Here is a 17,722-nt window from a genome sequence, read left to right on the forward strand (position 1 = left end):
CAAGCTAAAGGACGACTGGGTTTACATGACTGATATCGCCAAAGAGATTCTTCCGGTAAACATCGAAGACGAACTCAAGCAGTCCTATCTGGACTATGCCATGAGTGTCATCGTCGGGCGGGCACTGCCCGATGTACGTGACGGACTCAAGCCGGTCCATCGGCGAGTTCTCTTCGCAATGAACGAGCTGGGCAATGATTGGAATAAGCCCTACAAAAAATCAGCTCGTGTGGTGGGTGATGTGATCGGTAAATATCATCCCCACGGTGACTCTGCAGTATATGACACCATTGTTCGTATGGCGCAGCCATTCTCTCTGCGATATATGCTGGTAGACGGGCAGGGTAACTTTGGTTCCGTGGATGGTGACTCTGCAGCGGCCATGCGTTATACCGAGATCCGGATGCAGAAGATCAGTCATGACATCATGGCTGATCTGGATAAGGAAACGGTCGATTACGTGCCTAACTATGATGGCACGGAACAGATCCCTGCTGTTATGCCTACCCGCATTCCCAATCTCCTGGTGAATGGCGCTGCCGGTATTGCCGTCGGTATGGCAACCAATATACCTCCTCATAATCTGACTGAAGTGGTCAAAGGTTGTCTGGCGCTTATTGATGATGAGAGTCTGTCTGTTGATGACCTGATGGAATACATTCCGGGTCCGGATTTCCCGACGGCTGGCATTATTAATGGTCGTGCGGGCATTTTGCAGGCCTATCGAACCGGGCGTGGTCGCATCTATATTCGTGCCCGAGCGGATATTGAGCACGATGAGAAGAGAAACAAAAGTACCATCATTGTTACCGAGCTTCCTTATCAGCTGAATAAGGCCCGGCTGATTGAAAAGATCGCCGAGCTGGTTAAAGACAAGAAAATTGAGGGCATTTCCGAGCTGCGCGACGAGTCTGATAAAGACGGTATGCGGGTCGTGATTGAGCTGCGTCGTGGCGAGGTGGCTGACGTAGTACTCAACAACCTCTATGCCCAAACCCAGCTTGAAAGCGTATTTGGTATCAACAATGTTGCGCTGGTGGATGGTCAGCCAAAACTCCTGAATCTCAAGGAGATGCTGGAAGCCTTCATTCGCCACCGTCGTGAAGTGGTGACCCGCAGAACCGTTTATGAGCTGCGAAAAGCGCGTGAGCGGGGTCATTTGCTGGAAGGTCTGGCCGTAGCGCTTTCCAATATTGATCCGGTAATTGCCTTGATCAAGGACTCTCCAACGCCTGCAGAAGCTAAAGAGAAACTGGTGGCTCAAGGGTGGCAGCCCGGTCACGTGCTGGAAATGGCAGAGCGTGCCGGAGCCGATGCCTGTCGACCTGAAGAATTACCTGCAGAGTTTGGCATGAGAGAGGATGGTCTCTACTATTTGTCCCCGGCTCAGGCTCAGGCAATTATGGAAATGCGTCTGCACAGACTGACTGGCCTGGAGCATGAAAAACTGCTCAGTGAATACCGCGAGCTGCTGGAAAAAATTGCCGCGTTACTACTCATTCTTTCCAGCTCTGAGCGTTTGATGGAAGTCATCCGCGAAGAGATGGAAAAAGTGGTTGAAGAGTATGGCGATGAGCGTCGCACTGAAATCACCAGTTCACGCCGGGATCTGACCGTTGAAGATCTGATTTCTGAAGAAGACATGGTCGTCACCCTGTCTCATGGTGGTTATGCAAAAACCACATCGCTCGACACCTACCAGGCACAGCGCCGTGGTGGTCGGGGTAAGTCTGCCGCTTCGGTAAAAGACGAAGATTATGTTGAACATATGTTGGTGGCCAATACCCATACCCAGATTCTTTGTTTCTCCAGCAGGGGTAAGGTCTATTGGTTGAAGGTCTATCAGATTCCGGAAGCTGGCCGTACTTCACGTGGCCGCCCAATTGTGAATATCCTGCCTCTGGAAGAGGATGAGCGGATTACGGCGATGCTGCCTGTAGAAGAGTATACCGAAGGTCACTTTGTCTTTATGGCAACGGCTGCGGGAACGGTTAAGAAGACGCCTCTGGAGCAGTTTTCCCGTCCAAGAACCAGTGGTCTGATTGCCCTGGGTCTTGATGAAGGCGATACTCTTGTGGGTGCTGAAATTACTACCGGTGAGAAACAGGTTATGCTGCTTTCCAACGCCGGAAAAGCGATCCGCTTCGAAGAGACTGACGTGCGCGCCATGGGCAGAACTGCCAGAGGTGTGCGTGGTGTCAAGTTACAGGATGCACAAAGAGTTATCTCTCTGATTATTCCCGAAAACGACACCCAGATTCTGACCGTCAGTCAGAATGGTTTCGGTAAACGTACGGCGGTAGAAGATTTCAGAATCACCGGGCGCGGTGGTCAAGGGGTTATTTCCATGCAATGTACCGATCGGAACGGTGAGCTGGTTGGTGCTATTCAGGTGCAGGATGGAGAAGAGATCATGTTGATCTCTGATCAGGGGACCCTGGTGAGAACCCGTGTCGATGAAATATCTGTCATGAGTCGTAATACCCAGGGTGTTACCCTGATCAAGGTTCAGGAAGGCGAGAAGCTGGTCGGTGTTGCCAGGGTTGAGGAGCCGGAAGAGCCAGAGTATTCAGCTGAGGGCAATGAAACCGAAGAGGCTGGGGAAGAAACCTCTCAGGCCGAACCTGATGAAGGGCAGGAAGGCTGATTCTGTATTCCATAATTTAACGCCAGCATCATGCTGGCGTTTTACTTGCCGGGATGTAATTTATCCCTGAGATGCAGGAGCAATTTCAGCGGCAGTTACGCATTTCTGAATCGACGAGTCTGGCTGTATGGGAGGATGGTATGAACAATCTATTGGCAAAAACACTGGCTGACCCAAAAGGGCAAACCTATAACTTTTCGGCGGGTCCGGCGCCTTTGCCAAAGTCGGTGCTTGAGCGTGCTCGTGATGAGCTGCTGGACTACAACCGTGAAGGGGCTTCCATTATGGAAGTCAGTCACAGAGGGAAATCCTTTCTCAAAGTCGCAGAGCAGGCGGAGCAAAATCTGCGTGAGCTTTTGAAGATTCCTGAAAACTACAAGGTTCTGTTTTTACAGGGGGGTGCCCGTGGGCAGTTTGCTGCCGTCCCGCTGAATCTGAGAGGTGAGAAAAATAGCGCCGACTATGTCAATAGTGGGTACTGGGCTCAATCAGCTATCAAGGAAGCTCAGCGTTATTTGAATGTCAATGTTATTGCTGACGGTAAGGGAGCTTCATTCCATACCATGCCGGAAGAAAGTGAATGGCGCTTCAGTTCAGATGCGGCTTATGTCCATTACACGCCAAACGAAACTATTGGTGGTCTTGAATTTTCGTTTATACCGGATTCAGTGGATGTCCCGCTGGTAGCAGATATGTCATCCAATATCCTGTCCGGGCCTGTTGATGTCGGCCGTTTTGGGGTTATCTATGCCGGTGCCCAGAAAAATATTGGTCCGGCAGGATTGACAGTGGTCATCGTGCGTGACGATCTCCTGGGTCGAGGACATTCCAGTTGTCCTGCTGTTTTTGATTATCGAGTGCAGGCGGACAAGGATTCCATGTACAACACCCCGCCAACCTTTGCCTGGTATCTGGCCGGTCTGGTGTTTGAGTGGCTGAAGGAGCAGGGGGGGCTGGAGGTGATCGACCAGGTCAATGCCCGCAAATCCGGCAAGCTTTACCAGGTGATTGATGAGTCCGGTTTTTATCACAACAAGGTGGACCCTCGATGGCGTTCAAGAATGAATGTACCCTTTACGCTGACTGACCCTGAGTTGGACAAAGTCTTTTTGGCAGAATCTGAAAAGAATGGCTTTCTTTACCTTAAGGGTCACAAGGCAGTAGGCGGTATGCGGGCCAGTATTTATAATGCAGTACCGGAAGAGCATGTCGATGCGTTGATTGCTTTTATGCGTGAATTCGAAAGAAAATTTGGATAACAAATTCTTGATCCGTTGCAATCTCAATCACAAAGCTCGCAGGATTGCCAGCCGCTGATTGCACGGCTCTGGTCATTACAATTAAACGCAGAGAACATTATGACAGATGACAAGTTGAAGGGGTTGCGGACAAAAATTGACAAACTTGACCAGGATATTCTGAAGCTGATCAGTGAGCGTGCACGCTGCGCTCAGGAAGTGGCCAGGGTCAAGCAGACTGAAGACGCTGCGGCAGTATTTTATCGCCCGGAACGTGAAGCCCAGGTTTTGCGTCGGGTGATGGAACGGAACAATGGTCCACTGGACGATGAAGAAATGGCTCGATTGTTCAGGGAGATTATGTCAGCCTGTCTGGCCCTTGAGGAGCCCGTCCGAGTGGCATTTCTTGGTCCGGAAGGCACCTTTACCCAACAGGCGGCCTTGAAGCACTTTGGCCATTCAGCGATTTCTGTCCCTATGGCAGCGATTGATGAGGTATTCAGGGAGGTGACGGCTGGAGCTGTAAGCTACGGTGTTGTGCCTGTTGAGAATTCAACGGAAGGCGTGGTCAGTCATACTCTGGACAGCTTCATGGATTCATCTCTGAAAATCTGTGGTGAAGTTGTATTGAGAATTCATCAGCACCTGCTGGTTTCTGAAAACACTCGTCGTGACAATATTACCCGTATTTACTCCCACGCCCAGTCACTGGCACAGTGTCGTAAATGGCTGGATGCTCACTGGCCAATGGCCGAAAGAGTAGCGGTCAGCTCCAATGCGGAGGCGGCCAAGCGTATCAGGGGTGAATGGAACTCTGCGGCCATTGCTGGTGATATGGCTGCTGACATTTATGGTCTGGAAAAAATCTCTGAGAAAATCGAGGATCAACCCGACAATTCCACTCGCTTCCTGATTATTGGTCATCAGGATGTGCCCGTCAGCGGTGAAGACAAAACCTCAATTGTCGTCAGCATGAGAAACCAGTCCGGTGCTCTGCATTCGATTCTTGAAGCGTTCGATGTTCATGATGTGGATCTCACTCGAGTGGAAACCCGTCCATCCCGTACCGGCATCTGGAACTATGTCTTTTTCATTGATTTTGAAGGTCATCAAGACGATCCGGTTATCCAGAAAGTGTTGGGAAAGTTGGCTGACAGAGTGAATGACCTCCGTGTTCTGGGCTCTTATCCGAAGGGTGTTCTTTAACAAAACAGCCATGCGCGATTGAAGCAATTTTTCGTCCCTGCCTCTGGAGGCTGTCTAAAAGCCCTGGTTTCAGTGTGGGGACGAGTAGATGGTGAATATACAGGTGAAACATGGGTTGTGATTTTACAAAGCTTGCCGTACCGGGAATACGTGCCCTGAATCCTTATCTTCCCGGAAAGCCTGTGGAAGAGCTGGCGCGCGAACAAGGTCTGGATGCCAGCAGTATTGTTAAGCTGGCCAGCAATGAGAATCCTCTTGGGGCGGCTCAGTCTTCCCGTGAAGCCATTGCCGCAATAATGGCCGAGCTGGCCCGATACCCGGACAGCAGTCTTTACAATCTGCGTGATACTCTCTGCAGAAAGCTGGCGGTTGATCCTGATCAGATAACCTTTGGTAACGGTTCCAATGATGTTCTGGTTCTGTTGGCGCAGTGCTACCTGAAAGAAGGATTCTCAGCCGTGTTCTCTGAATACGCCTTTGCGGTTTATCCCATTGCAGTTCAGGCGAGCGGGGCTGAAAGCATTGTGGTTCCGGCTAAAAACTGGGGGCATGATCTGGAAGCGATGGCCAAAGCGGTTCGTTCTGATACCCGTATCGTATTTCTGGCTAATCCTAATAACCCGACAGGTACCCGTTTTTCAGAAACAGAGTTGCGTGCCTTTCTGGGTAAACTAGCTGAAGGGGTTATTGTTGTTCTGGATGAAGCTTACTTTGAGTATGTCATGGAGAGTGATTACCCGGATGGTATTGCGCTGCTGAAAGAATACCCCAATCTTGTAGTGGTCAGAACATTCTCAAAAGCCTACGGTCTGGCGGGTGGTCGAATCGGTTATTCTGTTTCAAGCGCTGAAATAGCCTCTATTATCAACCGATTACGACAGCCTTTTAATGTTAATAATCTTGTTGAGGCGGCAGCGGTTGCTGTTCTTAATGACGAAGAATACCTGAACCGTTCCAGACAGGTTAACCAGGATGGAATGGCTCAGATTGAAGCGGGTCTGAAGTCCATGAATATTGATTACATTCCATCCAATGGCAACTTCATTACTTTTGATGCTGGCATGGAAGGTGTGGAGTGTTATCAGCGCTTACTCAAACAGGGCGTCATTGTCAGACCTCTTGGCAATTATGGAATGCCGGGGCACCTCCGGGTTTCCGTTGGTCTGGAAGAAGAGAACCGTCGTTTTCTGGAAGCACTGTCCGCTCTTAAACAGTCTTGAGTGATAACAGCCCTGAGCGAAATACAGCCCTGAGCGAAATACAGCCCTGTACGAAAGTTATTAGTCTGAAGAGGCTGTCGCCATTTTCATTCGACAGACATTTGAAAGTGGTTTTTGAAAAAGGTTGAACGTGTAGTGATAGAGCAAAACAAGACCGGTACCCCACTGAATATTCTGGTGGTCGGGCTGGGCCTTATTGGAGGATCATTTGCAGCTTCCCTCAGAGAGTGCAGTGAAAACTTTCATCTGATGGGTTTTGATCTCAAGGGCGAAAACATCGAAGCAGCCCTTTCCCTGGGAATCGTGGCAGAAGGTTGTACAGATTTTGAATCCGCCGTCAGCAAGGCTGATGTTATCCTGCTATCAGTTCCCATGCTGGCTATGCCAAAATTACTCCGGCAACTTAAGGGTCTCGATCTCACTGACAAAGTGATGACGGATGTGGGTAGTTGCAAAGGCGTACTGGTCCAGGCTGCCCGGGAAATATTTGACTGTGTACCTGAGAATCTGGTGCCGGGTCATCCCATCGCCGGTTCCGAAAAAAGCGGAGTCACTGCTGCCAGGGCCGGACTGTTCAAGAATCATAAGGTGATCCTGACACCGCTGGAGAACACTGATACTGCCGCTTTATCCCTCGTCAGGCATCTCTGGCAATGCTGTGGTGCCCAGGTCAACGCTATGGATTTTCGGCGTCACGATGAAGTGCTGGCAATGACGAGCCATTTGCCTCATCTCCTGGCGTTTTCACTGGTGGATACGCTGGCGGGCAATCCTGAAAATCAGGATATCTTTCGTTACGCCGCCGGAGGGTTTAGAGACTTTACCCGCATTGCTGGCAGTGATCCGATCATGTGGCACGATATTGCCCTGGGTAATAGCGAGGCTATTATTTCCTCGCTGGATCAGTTTTCTGAGGGCTTGACTCATCTTCGTCAAGCCATCGTTGAGAAAGACAGCAAAGGGATACTGGCGAGTTTTGAGCGAGCCCAGTCTGCACGGCAGCACTTTGCCAGTATTCTGGAAAAAAGAGCCCGTATGAATACCCTTGATGAGAATCAGGGTGATTCCCTAAGCTGAGATTCGTATTCCGGATTGTGCCAGTGTGGTCACATCCTTAGCTAACTTCGTCAACCCGGCTTTCGATGCGGGTCTGGCGCTCTCTACAGAAGGTATTCAAGCGTGAGAGATATTGATATGTCTGCAGCGACAGAAGTAATTCTTAATTACTTCATGGATTAGAGAGTCAGTCAATGAAAACTTCTTCATATATAAGCGTGCCGGTCGTAACTATTGATGGTCCCAGCGGTTCCGGGAAAGGAACGGTTGCGGCTCTGCTGGCGAAAGAGTTTGACTGGCATCTGCTCGACAGTGGTGCTTTGTATCGACTGACGGCGCTGGCGGCCATGAATCACGGGGTGGATTTTTCCGATGAAAATTCACTGGAAGTTTTAGCAGGTCACCTGGATGTGCAATTTGAACCGGGTGCTGATGGTGAAGGTCTGAAAATCGTTCTTGAGGGTGAGCGCGTTGGCGCTAATCTGAGGACCGAAGAGGTGGGAGCCAAAGCTTCTCAGGTGGCGGCTTTGCCGGGTGTCAGGAAGGCTCTTTTGAGGCGTCAGCAGGACTTTGCAGAAGCTCCGGGTCTGGTTGCCGATGGAAGGGATATGGGAACTGTGGTATTCCCCCATGCTAACGTCAAAGTTTACCTTACAGCCAGTCCGGAAGAGCGGGCGAAACGCCGTCAAAATCAGTTGCAACAGAAAGGTATTGATGCTAGCTTTGACCAGCTTTTAGCTGACATTCTTGCCAGGGACGAACGTGACATGAATCGCGATGTCGCCCCGCTGAAACCCGCCGATGATGCTATTGTTCTGGACAGCACCAGATTGAGTATTCAGGAAGTCTTCAGTCGTGTAGTGGATGTCATGCGACAGAATGGCCTGATCTGATTAACGTTAATCATTTCGGAACCTGCTGGTTGTTGAGGAGCTCGACAGCCTGTTTATATCGAGGTGGTCTGACCGACTTCCGGAAAGACCGGCGTGAATAGCCGTGTGGTGCAGATTGCCAGTTACAACCATACGGTGTTTTTTGAAAAACAACCCACACTGACTGGCGGTGTGGCCAGCATGCGATCGGTAGTCACTGCTTTTCTGAGGTGGTGTTGATTGAAGTGCTGATTGATAGGAATGACCATGAGCGAAAGCTTTGCTGAACTGTTTGAAGAAAGCCTGAAAGATATCGAAATGAAGCCGGGCGCTATTGTTAGCGGTCAGGTTGTCGATATCGACAGCGACTGGGTTACTGTCCACGCAGGCCTGAAGTCTGAAGGTGTTATCCCAAAAGCTCAGTTCCTGAACGAACAGGGTGAACTGACCATCGCTGTCGGCGACGAAGTTCAGGTTGCTCTTGACGCGGTTGAAGATGGTTTCGGTGAAACCCGTCTTTCCCGTGAAAAAGCCAAGCGTATGGAAGCTTGGGGCGAACTCGAAAAAGCCTTCGAAGCTGAAGAGATCGTTAAAGGTGTTATTTCCGGTAAGGTCAAGGGTGGCTTTACTGTTGACGTTAACACTATTCGTGCCTTCCTGCCTGGCTCTCTGGTTGACGTGCGTCCGGTTCGTGACACAGCTCACCTGGAAGGCAAAGAGCTGGAATTCAAGGTTATCAAGCTGGACCAGAAACGTAACAACGTAGTCGTTTCCCGTCGCAGCGTTCTAGAAGCTGAAAACAGCGCTGAGCGCGAGCAGCTGCTGGAATCTCTGCAGGAAGGTCTGGAAGTTAAAGGTATCGTCAAGAACCTGACCGACTACGGTGCATTCGTTGATCTGGGCGGTGTTGACGGTCTGCTGCATATTACTGATATGGCCTGGAAGCGCATCAAGCATCCAAGCGAGATTGTGAACGTTGGTGACGAAATCAACGTCAAGGTTCTGAAGTTTGACCGCGACCGTAACCGCGTATCCCTGGGTCTGAAGCAGCTGGGTGAAGATCCTTGGGTGGCTATCACCAAACGCTTCCCTGAAGGTACCCGTGTTTCCGGTCGAATCACTAACCTGACCGACTACGGCTGCTTTGTTGAGCTGGAAGAAGGTGTTGAGGGTCTGGTTCACGTTTCTGAAATGGACTGGACTAACAAGAACATCCACCCATCCAAGGTGGTTGCTCTGGGTGATGAAGTTGAAGTTCAGGTTCTGGACATCGACGAAGAGCGTCGTCGTATCTCTCTGGGTATCAAGCAGTGCAAGCAGAACCCATGGGAAGAGTTCTCCGGTTCCTTCAACAAGGGCGACAAACTGGCTGGTAAGATCAAGTCTATCACTGACTTCGGTATCTTCATTGGTCTGGATGGCGGCATCGACGGTCTGGTTCACCTGTCTGATATCTCCTGGAATGAAACTGGCGAAGAAGCTGTTCGCAAGTACCGTAAAGGTGACGAAGTTGAAGCTGTTATCCTGGCGATCGACGCTGAGCGTGAGCGCATCTCTTTGGGTATCAAGCAACTGTCCGAAGATCCATTCAACTCTTTCGCTGGCCTGAATGAAAAAGGTTCCATCGTTAAGGGTGTGATCAAGGAAGTGACAGCCAAGGCAGCTACCGTAGAACTGGCTGAAGACGTTCTGGCTACTCTGAAAGCTTCTGAAATCAGTGTTGATCGCGTTGAAGACGCTACCAACGTCCTGAAAGAAGGCGAAGAAGTAGAAGCCCGCATCATCAGTATCGATCGTAAGAACCGCAATATCTCCCTGTCCATCAAGGCGAAGGATCAGGCTGAAGAGAAAGCGGCCATGAAAGAACTGCGTGCGAAGCAGGAAGACGAGACTTCCGGCCCTACCACCATCGGTGACCTGATCAAGGCTCAGATGGAAAACAAGTAATACTTGTTGGAGAAAGCTTCTGATGAAGCTTTCTTTTACCATAAAAAAAACCGCAGCTCGGGCTGCGGTTTTTTTTATGGTAATCAATAGGTTGCTTGATTTATTGAATCGGGTTGGCTAGGGTAGGAATTATCTGTAATCCCTGTCAGGTTCGGGACTGCCTGAATTATCGGGTGTCCGGCTAATGAGATACTTGGCCGTTCCAGGCTACGACTGTTTAATGTCTTGTTTATCTCCTGATCAGGGTGCAGCGTCTGTAACGATACTGATACTTCAGTGTCACCCAAGGGTGCAGGGATAGGAAGAACGACAATGACCCGATCAGAATTGATAGAACGACTGACCGATCTGCAAGATCAGTTGTCGGTGAAGGATGTAGAGCTGGCCATCAAATCTATTCTTGAGCAGATGTCACATTCTCTTTCCTGTGGAACAAGGGTGGAAATCAGAGGGTTTGGCAGTTTTTCCCTGCACTACAGGGCTCCCAGGGTGGGGCGAAATCCCAAGACCGGTGACTCTGTTGTTCTGAATGGAAAATACGTTCCTCATTTCAAGCCGGGCAAAGATATGCGGGATCGTGTTAACAGTAGCCTTAAGAATCTGAAATCTTGATTTTTCCACTGTTGTTAAGCTCTGTTCAATTGTGACTCGGAATCGGATCGTAAATAAGTCATCACTGGAGTTTGATCGAATATGGTCTCTCATTTGAGTATCTGGCTGAAGCGGCTGGTAATACTGTTGGGCAGTCTCCTCCTGCTGATTATTCTCGTCAATTTTATTGTCGCTAACCCACAATTGGTGAGATTCGACCTGGCTGGTTTTTTATTGCCAGAAGTGAAGGTGTCTTCTGTCGTCGTTATCTCCTTCATAATGGGCGGGCTATTCGGGCTGCTGGTCTCACTGGTGGCTATGACCCGGCTGAGGTTGGCCAATGCCAGTTTTAAGCGTAAGCTGGGCCGACGTGATGCAGAAATACAAAAACTCAGAGCGAATGCCTTGCAAGGATTAACCTGATGCCCGATGTTGCACTGCTGGCGCTGATTATGGTGGCAATGCTGGCAGGATATCTTCTCGGACGTGCTGAAAAAAAGAAAAAAAAGACCACTTCCCCGGGCGACCCCTCTCTAAAGAGTATTTTGTGGGGTTGAACTATCTGTTAAATGAGCAGACGGATGAGGCCATTGAGACCTTTATCAGAGCGCTGGATATTAATAATGATACTGTCGATACCTATCTTGCCCTGGGTAGCCTGTTTTGTCGTAAAGGAGAGGTGGATAAATCGATTCGGGTGCATCAGGATCTTTTGGCCCGACCTAGTCTGACCCCCCTTCAATCCATTCGTGTTCGGCTGGAGCTGGCCAAGGACTACATGACCGCAGGATTATTTGATCGCGCCGAAGCCATGCTGGTCGATCTTTCCAGTCAAAATCATGAATATAGAGTGGATGCGCTTGAACAACTTCTGAAAATCTATGAGAGAGAGAAAGAGTGGCAGCAGGCTGTTGAGATTGCAGAATCCCTCCGTAAATTGTCAGGTGAGTACTATGCCTCCAGGCTGGCTCATTTGTACTGTGAGTTAGCCGAAGAAAAACTGCTTCACAATGATCGATCGGGGGCCAGAAAGTTCATCAGAACAGCATTTTCCAGGGATAAGAACTGTGTCAGGGCCAGCTTGATACTGGGCCAGATAGAAATGGAGGAAGGCCGCGACAGAGAAGCCGTTAAGGCTCTCCAGAAGGTGTCCATTCAGGATAATCGTTACGTGCCACTGACTCTGGAAATGCTTGAAACTGTCTGTCACCGAAGTCATCAGCAGCGTGCTCTGGGCAGCTATCTGGCACGGTGTCTCAATGAGAAGTCGGGTACAGCTATTATATTGGCCATGACGGCTCAGTTAATGAGCAGTCGTGATGAAGTGTCTGCCATGGAATTTTTAACCATTCAGTTGCGACGGCAACCTTCTCTCAGGGGGTTGAATGCCTTGATCAATATTCAGTTAAATCATTCCTCTGACCCCTCTCTGACCAGTATCAAACTGTTGAAAGAGGTCACAGACCAGATGTTGCTTGAAAAGCCTGTTTACCAGTGCTTCAGCTGTGGCTTTTCCGGCAAAGAGATGCATTGGCATTGTCCGGGTTGTGATGGCTGGGGAACTCTGGCACCCATTCAGGGCGTAGAAGGGGAGTAATATCCCCATTTGTTTGTTTTACTGAGTGTTCTTGTCTAGACCTGTTTATAGAGCCTTCTTAGTATATCTTCCAAATTTCAGGATGCAGCGTGGGAGGCAGACAGGAAGTTAAGGATGTCTCCGATGAGAAAAAGAATAATCAGTTTTACCGCAGTGACCCTGCTGGCTCTTTCTGCCCCTGTTTTTGCCGACAAAGCCCCATCTCGATTGAAAGTAAAAATGAATATTGCCACTCTTCAGGAACTGGATGAAGCCAGGGTTCAAGTGCGCCATACACTGGCAGAGAAGATTGTCGGAGACAGAGAAAATAATGGCCCCCTGAGCTGAAAGTTAAATTGATTTTCAAGATGCCACAGTATGACCATTTAATATTTTCGTACTCATTTAGCAGATATTTCTTTTTGATATTTTGAAAAAATCTATATGAATTAAAAATTAATATTTCTGAAACTACGATATTAATGAGTTCGATTGTTAATTGAAATAATTCTCATTTAGGTCTAGTATTCCGCTTGCTTTTCAATCTGTTGTTGTCTTTCCATGAACCGCCTCAGGTTACTCTTTTCACTACATCATCAGATGTATCAGGAAGCACTCTCTCCCGCTTGCTGTGCGTTCCGGGAGGAGGCTTGGGAGATTGTGATGACGGTCACTTTAGGGGATCTCCGGACAGGAGAGGAAGCTCGGGTCTTCGCTTTCAGGGAAGCAGGCTCAGCCTATCGTCGTAAGCTTCTGGCCATGGGCCTGACGCCTGGAACCTGTTTCAGAGTATGCCGGGTCGCGCCTCTGGGTGACCCTATTCAGCTCCAGGTTCGGGGATTTCAACTCAGTCTGCGTCGTCACGAAGCGGCAGCCGTTGAAGTGACTCGTCTATGAACGAACATGTGTTTGCGATTGTAGGCAACCCTAATTGCGGCAAAACCACTTTATTCAACAGTTTGACGGGGGCCAGTCAGCATGTAGGCAATTGGCTTGGTGTTACTGTAGAAAAGCGCAGTGGCCGCTATGAGTATAAAAGCCAGCTCGTTGAAGTGGTTGACCTGCCCGGTACCTATTGTCTGGACGTGGTTGATGATCAGGTATCGATGGATGAGCGCATTGCCCGTGACTTTATCCTTGCCCGTGAAGCTGAGTTGATCGTCAACGTTGTCGATGCTTCAAATATTGAGCGTAACCTGTATCTGACCACACAGCTGTTGGATATGGGACTCCCCGTTCTTGTTGTCCTCAACATGATGGATGTTGCCAGGGACAAAGGTCTCAAGATCAATGCTGAAAAGCTGTCCGAACAGCTCGGTTGCCCTGTTCATGCCATGATAGCCTCCAGAAACAAAGGAACACCGGGGCTCAAGGATCTTATTAATCAATGCTTTTTTAAAGGAGTTGGACCGGCAAAGCCGCAATATCTGGGAAGCGTTCTGGAAGAATCTGTTACTTGCCTGCAGGCACGTGTTGCCAGTGAGATTGAAGATCGCTCAATTGCACGTTGGGTGTCGCTTAAATTACTGGAGGGCGAGGCCGGTTTTGTTGACCAGGTTTCTCAGGGTCTGTTGGAGGCTGCGGTTTTGGCGCGATCCCAACTTGAGGACGCCTATGATGCAGAGATGGATATCCTGGTGGCAAACGGTCGTTATGAAAGCATCAGCCTCATCATGAAGGATACTGTCAAAAGCATGGGGAATGTAAGTCAAGGTCTTACTGAGCGTGTCGACCGCATTGTCCTGAATCGACTGGTGGGGTTGCCGGTTTTCTTTGGTGTTATGTATCTGATGTTCATGTTCTCTGTGAACATAGGCAGTGCTTTTATAGACTTTTTCGATATTCTCTCAGGCACTTTCTTTGTCGATGGTGTGAGCCATCTGCTTGAAAGTATCGATGCGCCGGACTGGATTATTGCGCTGCTGGCCAAAGGTGTCGGTGGCGGTATCCAGACTGTCTCTACCTTCATACCGGTAATTGCTTTTCTGTTCCTGTTCCTTTCAGTACTGGAGGATTCAGGTTATATGGCCAGAGCCGCCTTTGTTATGGACAGGGCAATGCGTTTTCTGGGTCTTCCCGGAAAGGCTTTTGTGCCTATGTTGGTTGGGTTTGGCTGTAACGTACCGGCCATTATGGCGACCCGGACGCTGGAAAATCAGCAGGACCGGATGCTGACCATTGCCATGGCGCCTTTTATGTCCTGTGGTGCGCGTCTTCCTGTTTATGCGTTATTTGCTGCGGCCTTCTTTCCCGGTTTCGGCCAGAATGTGGTTTTTACACTCTACCTGACGGGTATTCTGGCTGCGGTGGTAACGGGTTTGATGCTGAAGAAGAGTCTCTTCAGTGGAGAGGTTACACCTTTTGTTATGGAGTTACCTAACTATCACAGGCCGTCAGTCAAGCATGTACTGCTGAGAACCTGGAGCCGACTGAAAGCCTTCTTGTTCAGGGCAGGTAAAGCCATAGTTCTCGTAGTAATGATACTCAATACCCTGAACTCTGTAGGAACTGACGGCAGTTTTGGCCATGAAGACACCCAGTCATCAGCGCTCAGTAAAATAGGTCAAACCATTTCACCTGCTTTTGCTCCCATGGGTATGTCAGAAGATAACTGGCCAGCGGCTGTTGGCCTGTTCACAGGCATTCTGGCAAAAGAGGCGGTGGTTGGCACACTAAACTCCATGTACACCTCCATCGCTGAGCAGGAGAATGGCACTCAAGCCCAAGCCCATAATTTTGACTTTATGTCTGGTTTTAAGGAGGCCATGGCAACCATTCCTGTCAATCTTTCAGAGGTGCTATCTTCTCTGGCAGATCCTCTTGGACTCAGTGTTGGTGATTTGAGTAATCTGGAATCAGTAGCGCAGGACCAGGCAGTGGAAGTTTCCACCTTCGCGGTCATGCAAAGACTGTTCATCAGTGATGCGGCTGTCGTCGCTTATCTCCTGATGATCCTGCTCTACACACCTTGTGTTGCAGCCCTGGGGGCTATTTATCGGGAGTCAGGCCTTCGCTGGACATTCTTTGTGGCGGGCTGGACTTTCTTCATGGGATATTCAGTGGCTACTCTATACTACCAGCTGTCCCGAATCACTATTCAACCACTGACATCCCTGAGCTGGCTGTCCGTTATAATACTGGCCATGGCTCTGGTGTTTCTGCTACTCAGGAGGGCAGGGCAGAGATTGCTATTCACTTCAGAAGATTTACCCGCTGAAACACTCAGAAGCTCTTCAGGAAGCCATTGATGCTGCTATCAATCAGAGATTTTCTGTCAGAAAAAGGTATCTGTACTTTGGCTGAACTGAGTCAGCATTTTGAAGTAGACCCTGAAGCCATGCAGGCCATGCTGAGTCACTGGGTCAGGAAAGGAAAAGTGGTGGAGGAGTCATCCGGCTGCAAACAGGGGTGTGTCAGTTGTGGGCCTGAACAATTGATTGTCTATCGTTGGTTAAGCTCGAGTCACTACGATCTCATTCCTGTCTGTGTTCAGAGTGATTAACCCGATATCGATAGACTGGGCTAAGGTATAAATCGTTAGCCTTATTCGTACGTTCAGGCTGCCATCCCGGTAGCCTGAATGTGTGGCTGACGATGTAACAGCCATCCTTAAGTTTCTCCTTGAATGCCCCGGATAACTTTTCCATAGCGCCCGGATAGAGATAGCATACGACCAATCCGGCTTCTTCCCATTGATGTTGAAAAATATCCTGCTGAATGATGATGACATTTTTTAGATGGCTGCAGCGTATTCGGCTGATCCAGTAGGGGAGGGGAGAACGTTCAATTCCGAAGATGATGCGGTCAGGATAGGCATTTGCCAACACTGAAATCAGAGAACCAAAACCACAGCCCAGTTCATAAATGTTGCCATCGACCCTTGAAGGCAGGGTTTCCAGTAGTTTTACTCTTACCTTGCCAGAAGAGGGTGTTGGAGTGATGCCCAAACGCAGGCTCCAAAAGACAATGGTCGTAGTTATCAGGCAGCCTGCAAAAAAGATCAGAATCAGAATTGTGTGTTCAAAGTTAATCATTCCCTTAAAGAACTTTATTACCCGCCAGGTTTTTATATTGCTCTTTATTTGACGCTTTGATCAAGTTCTGGCTGGACAGTTTTGCTGTATGAACTAGCTTACAAACAGAGTCTCAAGTCAAGTAGTGCGATGAATAGTGCAATAAACAGTGCGACATATAGTGCGATAAACAGTACGTTGAGAAAATTGGCGATCACTGGCGTATTCTCATTGGTCACAATCGTCATTTGGCCTCTCTATGCAGCCGAACCTGTCCCGTCTATTGAAAGCCTGGATGCAGGCTTCCAAAAACTGCAATCAGTACTTGGGCGGTATGAGCCGATGCATGCCAGGCAGTTCCGTATCATTATTGACAAGGAGTATAAAAATAAACCTGTCGAAAATGAGCCGGAAACACTGACCATCTCTAAGGGTGAGGTGCTTATTGGTAATCCTTATCGAATGGCGGATGGCATCGCTTTTGATACGATTGAAGCCATCAGGAATACGTTTTACGAAATTAATAAACATGATCAGCGCAAGAAAAAGTTTCGTGAGCACCGCTATCTGGCGATTCGCTACGTATTAAGAATAGATGCCGAACATCAATGGCATTTTGAAAGCAGTGTACTGTCCCACAGTGATCCTGCCGTGGTGGAGTCCCATGCCCTTACAGGCAATGTCGACTGGCTGAAAAACGGCTTTGAGCTGACAGGTTTTACCTCGGGTGTTGCATACACAGCGGGAGTTAAGCCTCTGCCCATAGCGGTCTATGCTCAATTAAAATTTATACGTGCCGGTGATGAATTGTACATTGATGATCGATGGCAGGATTATAAAATGACCAAAGGTCCCAATGGCAAGCTACTGCCATTCCCGGATTTCAATCAGCCCGTCGGGCGCCCTCAGTCCTGGTACAGTCGGGAAGCTTCTTACTATGAATAAAAGCCCGTCGTCGTCTATCGAGATGCACTTTGGCTGCCAGATGGTTTGGGAGCATAGTTGGCTTATATTTGCGCCACCGACTTTGCTGGTTTGACTTTTTTGGGTGTTTGCAACAGAGTGACATTTTCCTGATTTTGACCAAAAATATTCGCTCTTTAAAAAGATGTTAAAAATCATATGGTTATAAATGGCTCAAAAAATTGGGGTGAATTTGATATTTATTCCTAAGTTGCTGTTATATAAGTGGTTTGATGCTTTATACTCTGGTTCACTGCCGTGCAGGCAGCTTAGAAATGCTTGACATAGCGGGCCTTGACCTGGCGGTTGTTCACTGCCGTGCAGGCAGCTTAGAAACGGTATTAATTTCTATTTTTAATTTCATAATCGTTCACTGCCGTGCAGGCAGCTTAG

Annotated in this window: 17 protein-coding genes and 1 CRISPR repeat array (1 of these 18 cut by a window edge); of the genes, 16 read left to right on the top strand and 1 reads right to left on the bottom strand. The window is 48.9% G+C overall.

Going from position 1 to position 17,722, the window contains the following annotated elements:
• The first annotated feature begins 25 nt into the window (after nucleotides 1-25).
• The 15 genes from gyrA (at nucleotide 26) to ACO6V5_RS05900 (ending at nucleotide 15,855) form a co-directional block, all read left to right on the top strand.
• Complete coding sequence (gene gyrA, locus ACO6V5_RS05830) at nucleotides 26-2,647, top strand: DNA gyrase subunit A (protein WP_422133905.1); 2,622 nt, start codon at nucleotides 26-28, stop codon at nucleotides 2,645-2,647.
• A gap of 140 nt (nucleotides 2,648-2,787) precedes the next feature.
• Nucleotides 2,788-3,906 carry a 3-phosphoserine/phosphohydroxythreonine transaminase gene (gene serC / locus ACO6V5_RS05835; protein ID WP_422410047.1) on the top strand — a complete coding sequence of 373 codons (1,119 nt, stop codon included), beginning with the start codon at nucleotides 2,788-2,790 and terminating at the stop codon, nucleotides 3,904-3,906.
• A 99-nt stretch (nucleotides 3,907-4,005) separates the two neighbouring features.
• Nucleotides 4,006-5,091 (top strand): prephenate dehydratase, encoded by a 1,086-nt coding sequence (gene pheA, locus ACO6V5_RS05840; protein ID WP_422133903.1) that lies wholly within the window; start codon nucleotides 4,006-4,008, stop codon nucleotides 5,089-5,091.
• 110 nt (nucleotides 5,092-5,201) lie between these two features.
• Nucleotides 5,202-6,311 (top strand): histidinol-phosphate transaminase, encoded by a 1,110-nt coding sequence (hisC, locus tag ACO6V5_RS05845; protein ID WP_422410044.1) that lies wholly within the window; start codon nucleotides 5,202-5,204, stop codon nucleotides 6,309-6,311.
• A gap of 114 nt (nucleotides 6,312-6,425) precedes the next feature.
• Nucleotides 6,426-7,388 (top strand): prephenate dehydrogenase/arogenate dehydrogenase family protein, encoded by a 963-nt coding sequence (locus ACO6V5_RS05850; RefSeq protein ID WP_422133901.1) that lies wholly within the window; start codon nucleotides 6,426-6,428, stop codon nucleotides 7,386-7,388.
• 173 nt (nucleotides 7,389-7,561) lie between these two features.
• Nucleotides 7,562-8,260 carry a (d)CMP kinase gene (gene cmk, locus ACO6V5_RS05855; RefSeq protein ID WP_422133900.1) on the top strand — a complete coding sequence of 233 codons (699 nt, stop codon included), beginning with the start codon at nucleotides 7,562-7,564 and terminating at the stop codon, nucleotides 8,258-8,260.
• A 246-nt stretch (nucleotides 8,261-8,506) separates the two neighbouring features.
• Nucleotides 8,507-10,186 (top strand): 30S ribosomal protein S1, encoded by a 1,680-nt coding sequence (gene rpsA / locus ACO6V5_RS05860; protein WP_317146341.1) that lies wholly within the window; start codon nucleotides 8,507-8,509, stop codon nucleotides 10,184-10,186.
• Nucleotides 10,187-10,498: 312 nt separating this feature from the next.
• Nucleotides 10,499-10,798 (top strand): integration host factor subunit beta, encoded by a 300-nt coding sequence (gene ihfB, locus ACO6V5_RS05865; protein WP_422133899.1) that lies wholly within the window; start codon nucleotides 10,499-10,501, stop codon nucleotides 10,796-10,798.
• 81 nt (nucleotides 10,799-10,879) lie between these two features.
• A complete protein-coding gene (locus tag ACO6V5_RS05870; protein ID WP_422133898.1) occupies nucleotides 10,880-11,200 on the top strand; it encodes a lipopolysaccharide assembly protein LapA domain-containing protein in 321 nt (106 codons plus the stop codon).
• On the top strand, nucleotides 11,200-11,334 hold the full coding sequence (locus ACO6V5_RS05875; RefSeq protein WP_422492066.1) for a hypothetical protein: 135 nt from the start codon (nucleotides 11,200-11,202) through the stop codon (nucleotides 11,332-11,334). Before ACO6V5_RS05870 ends, ACO6V5_RS05875 begins: the two co-directional genes overlap by 1 nt.
• Complete coding sequence (gene lapB, locus ACO6V5_RS05880) at nucleotides 11,325-12,374, top strand: lipopolysaccharide assembly protein LapB (protein ID WP_422492067.1); 1,050 nt, start codon at nucleotides 11,325-11,327, stop codon at nucleotides 12,372-12,374. The genes ACO6V5_RS05875 and lapB overlap by 10 nt, the downstream gene beginning before the upstream one ends.
• A gap of 123 nt (nucleotides 12,375-12,497) precedes the next feature.
• Nucleotides 12,498-12,701: a hypothetical protein gene (locus tag ACO6V5_RS05885; protein WP_422133896.1), complete on the top strand. Its 204-nt coding sequence runs from the start codon at nucleotides 12,498-12,500 to the stop codon at nucleotides 12,699-12,701.
• 315 nt (nucleotides 12,702-13,016) lie between these two features.
• Nucleotides 13,017-13,250, top strand: a complete 234-nt coding sequence (locus ACO6V5_RS05890; RefSeq protein ID WP_422410040.1) for a FeoA family protein — start codon at nucleotides 13,017-13,019, stop codon at nucleotides 13,248-13,250.
• On the top strand, nucleotides 13,247-15,601 hold the full coding sequence (feoB, locus tag ACO6V5_RS05895) for a Fe(2+) transporter permease subunit FeoB (protein ID WP_422410038.1): 2,355 nt from the start codon (nucleotides 13,247-13,249) through the stop codon (nucleotides 15,599-15,601). Before ACO6V5_RS05890 ends, feoB begins: the two co-directional genes overlap by 4 nt.
• Nucleotides 15,601-15,855 (top strand): FeoC-like transcriptional regulator, encoded by a 255-nt coding sequence (locus ACO6V5_RS05900; RefSeq protein WP_422138064.1) that lies wholly within the window; start codon nucleotides 15,601-15,603, stop codon nucleotides 15,853-15,855. Before feoB ends, ACO6V5_RS05900 begins: the two co-directional genes overlap by 1 nt.
• Here the strand turns inward: ACO6V5_RS05900 and ACO6V5_RS05905 are convergent.
• Nucleotides 15,827-16,300, bottom strand: coding sequence for a methyltransferase domain-containing protein (locus ACO6V5_RS05905; RefSeq protein ID WP_422441830.1), 474 nt, complete (start codon nucleotides 16,298-16,300; stop codon nucleotides 15,827-15,829). The two genes, ACO6V5_RS05900 and ACO6V5_RS05905, sit on opposite strands and share 29 nt — an antisense overlap.
• 216 nt (nucleotides 16,301-16,516) lie before the next feature.
• On the opposite strand from ACO6V5_RS05905, the gene ACO6V5_RS05910 reads away from it, so the two are divergent.
• Nucleotides 16,517-17,311: a hypothetical protein gene (locus ACO6V5_RS05910; protein ID WP_422410035.1), complete on the top strand. Its 795-nt coding sequence runs from the start codon at nucleotides 16,517-16,519 to the stop codon at nucleotides 17,309-17,311.
• Between the two features lie 266 nt (nucleotides 17,312-17,577).
• A CRISPR array of direct repeats spans nucleotides 17,578-17,722; the repeat unit is 28 nt; unit sequence GTTCACTGCCGTGCAGGCAGCTTAGAAA (it continues 11,843 nt past the right edge of the window).

It is taken from the genome of Endozoicomonas sp. ALD068 (genome assembly GCF_049310145.1).
In the GTDB taxonomy this organism is placed as follows: Bacteria; Pseudomonadota; Gammaproteobacteria; order Pseudomonadales; family Endozoicomonadaceae; genus Endozoicomonas_A.

Bases quoted from the DNA above. Each gene is read 5' to 3' on its own strand.
- gyrA (WP_422133905.1), top strand. From the start codon at position 26: ATGACTGATATCGCCAAAGAGATTCTTCCGGTAAACATCGAAGACGAA.
- serC (WP_422410047.1), top strand. From the start codon at position 2,788: ATGAACAATCTATTGGCAAAAACACTGGCTGACCCAAAAGGGCAAACC.
- pheA (WP_422133903.1), top strand. From the start codon at position 4,006: ATGACAGATGACAAGTTGAAGGGGTTGCGGACAAAAATTGACAAACTT.
- hisC (WP_422410044.1), top strand. From the start codon at position 5,202: ATGGGTTGTGATTTTACAAAGCTTGCCGTACCGGGAATACGTGCCCTG.
- cmk (WP_422133900.1), top strand. From the start codon at position 7,562: ATGAAAACTTCTTCATATATAAGCGTGCCGGTCGTAACTATTGATGGT.
- rpsA (WP_317146341.1), top strand. From the start codon at position 8,507: ATGAGCGAAAGCTTTGCTGAACTGTTTGAAGAAAGCCTGAAAGATATC.
- ihfB (WP_422133899.1), top strand. From the start codon at position 10,499: ATGACCCGATCAGAATTGATAGAACGACTGACCGATCTGCAAGATCAG.
- ACO6V5_RS05870 (WP_422133898.1), top strand. From the start codon at position 10,880: ATGGTCTCTCATTTGAGTATCTGGCTGAAGCGGCTGGTAATACTGTTG.
- ACO6V5_RS05875 (WP_422492066.1), top strand. From the start codon at position 11,200: ATGCCCGATGTTGCACTGCTGGCGCTGATTATGGTGGCAATGCTGGCA.
- ACO6V5_RS05885 (WP_422133896.1), top strand. From the start codon at position 12,498: ATGAGAAAAAGAATAATCAGTTTTACCGCAGTGACCCTGCTGGCTCTT.
- ACO6V5_RS05890 (WP_422410040.1), top strand. From the start codon at position 13,017: ATGACGGTCACTTTAGGGGATCTCCGGACAGGAGAGGAAGCTCGGGTC.
- feoB (WP_422410038.1), top strand. From the start codon at position 13,247: ATGAACGAACATGTGTTTGCGATTGTAGGCAACCCTAATTGCGGCAAA.
- ACO6V5_RS05900 (WP_422138064.1), top strand. From the start codon at position 15,601: ATGCTGCTATCAATCAGAGATTTTCTGTCAGAAAAAGGTATCTGTACT.
- ACO6V5_RS05910 (WP_422410035.1), top strand. From the start codon at position 16,517: ATGAATAGTGCAATAAACAGTGCGACATATAGTGCGATAAACAGTACG.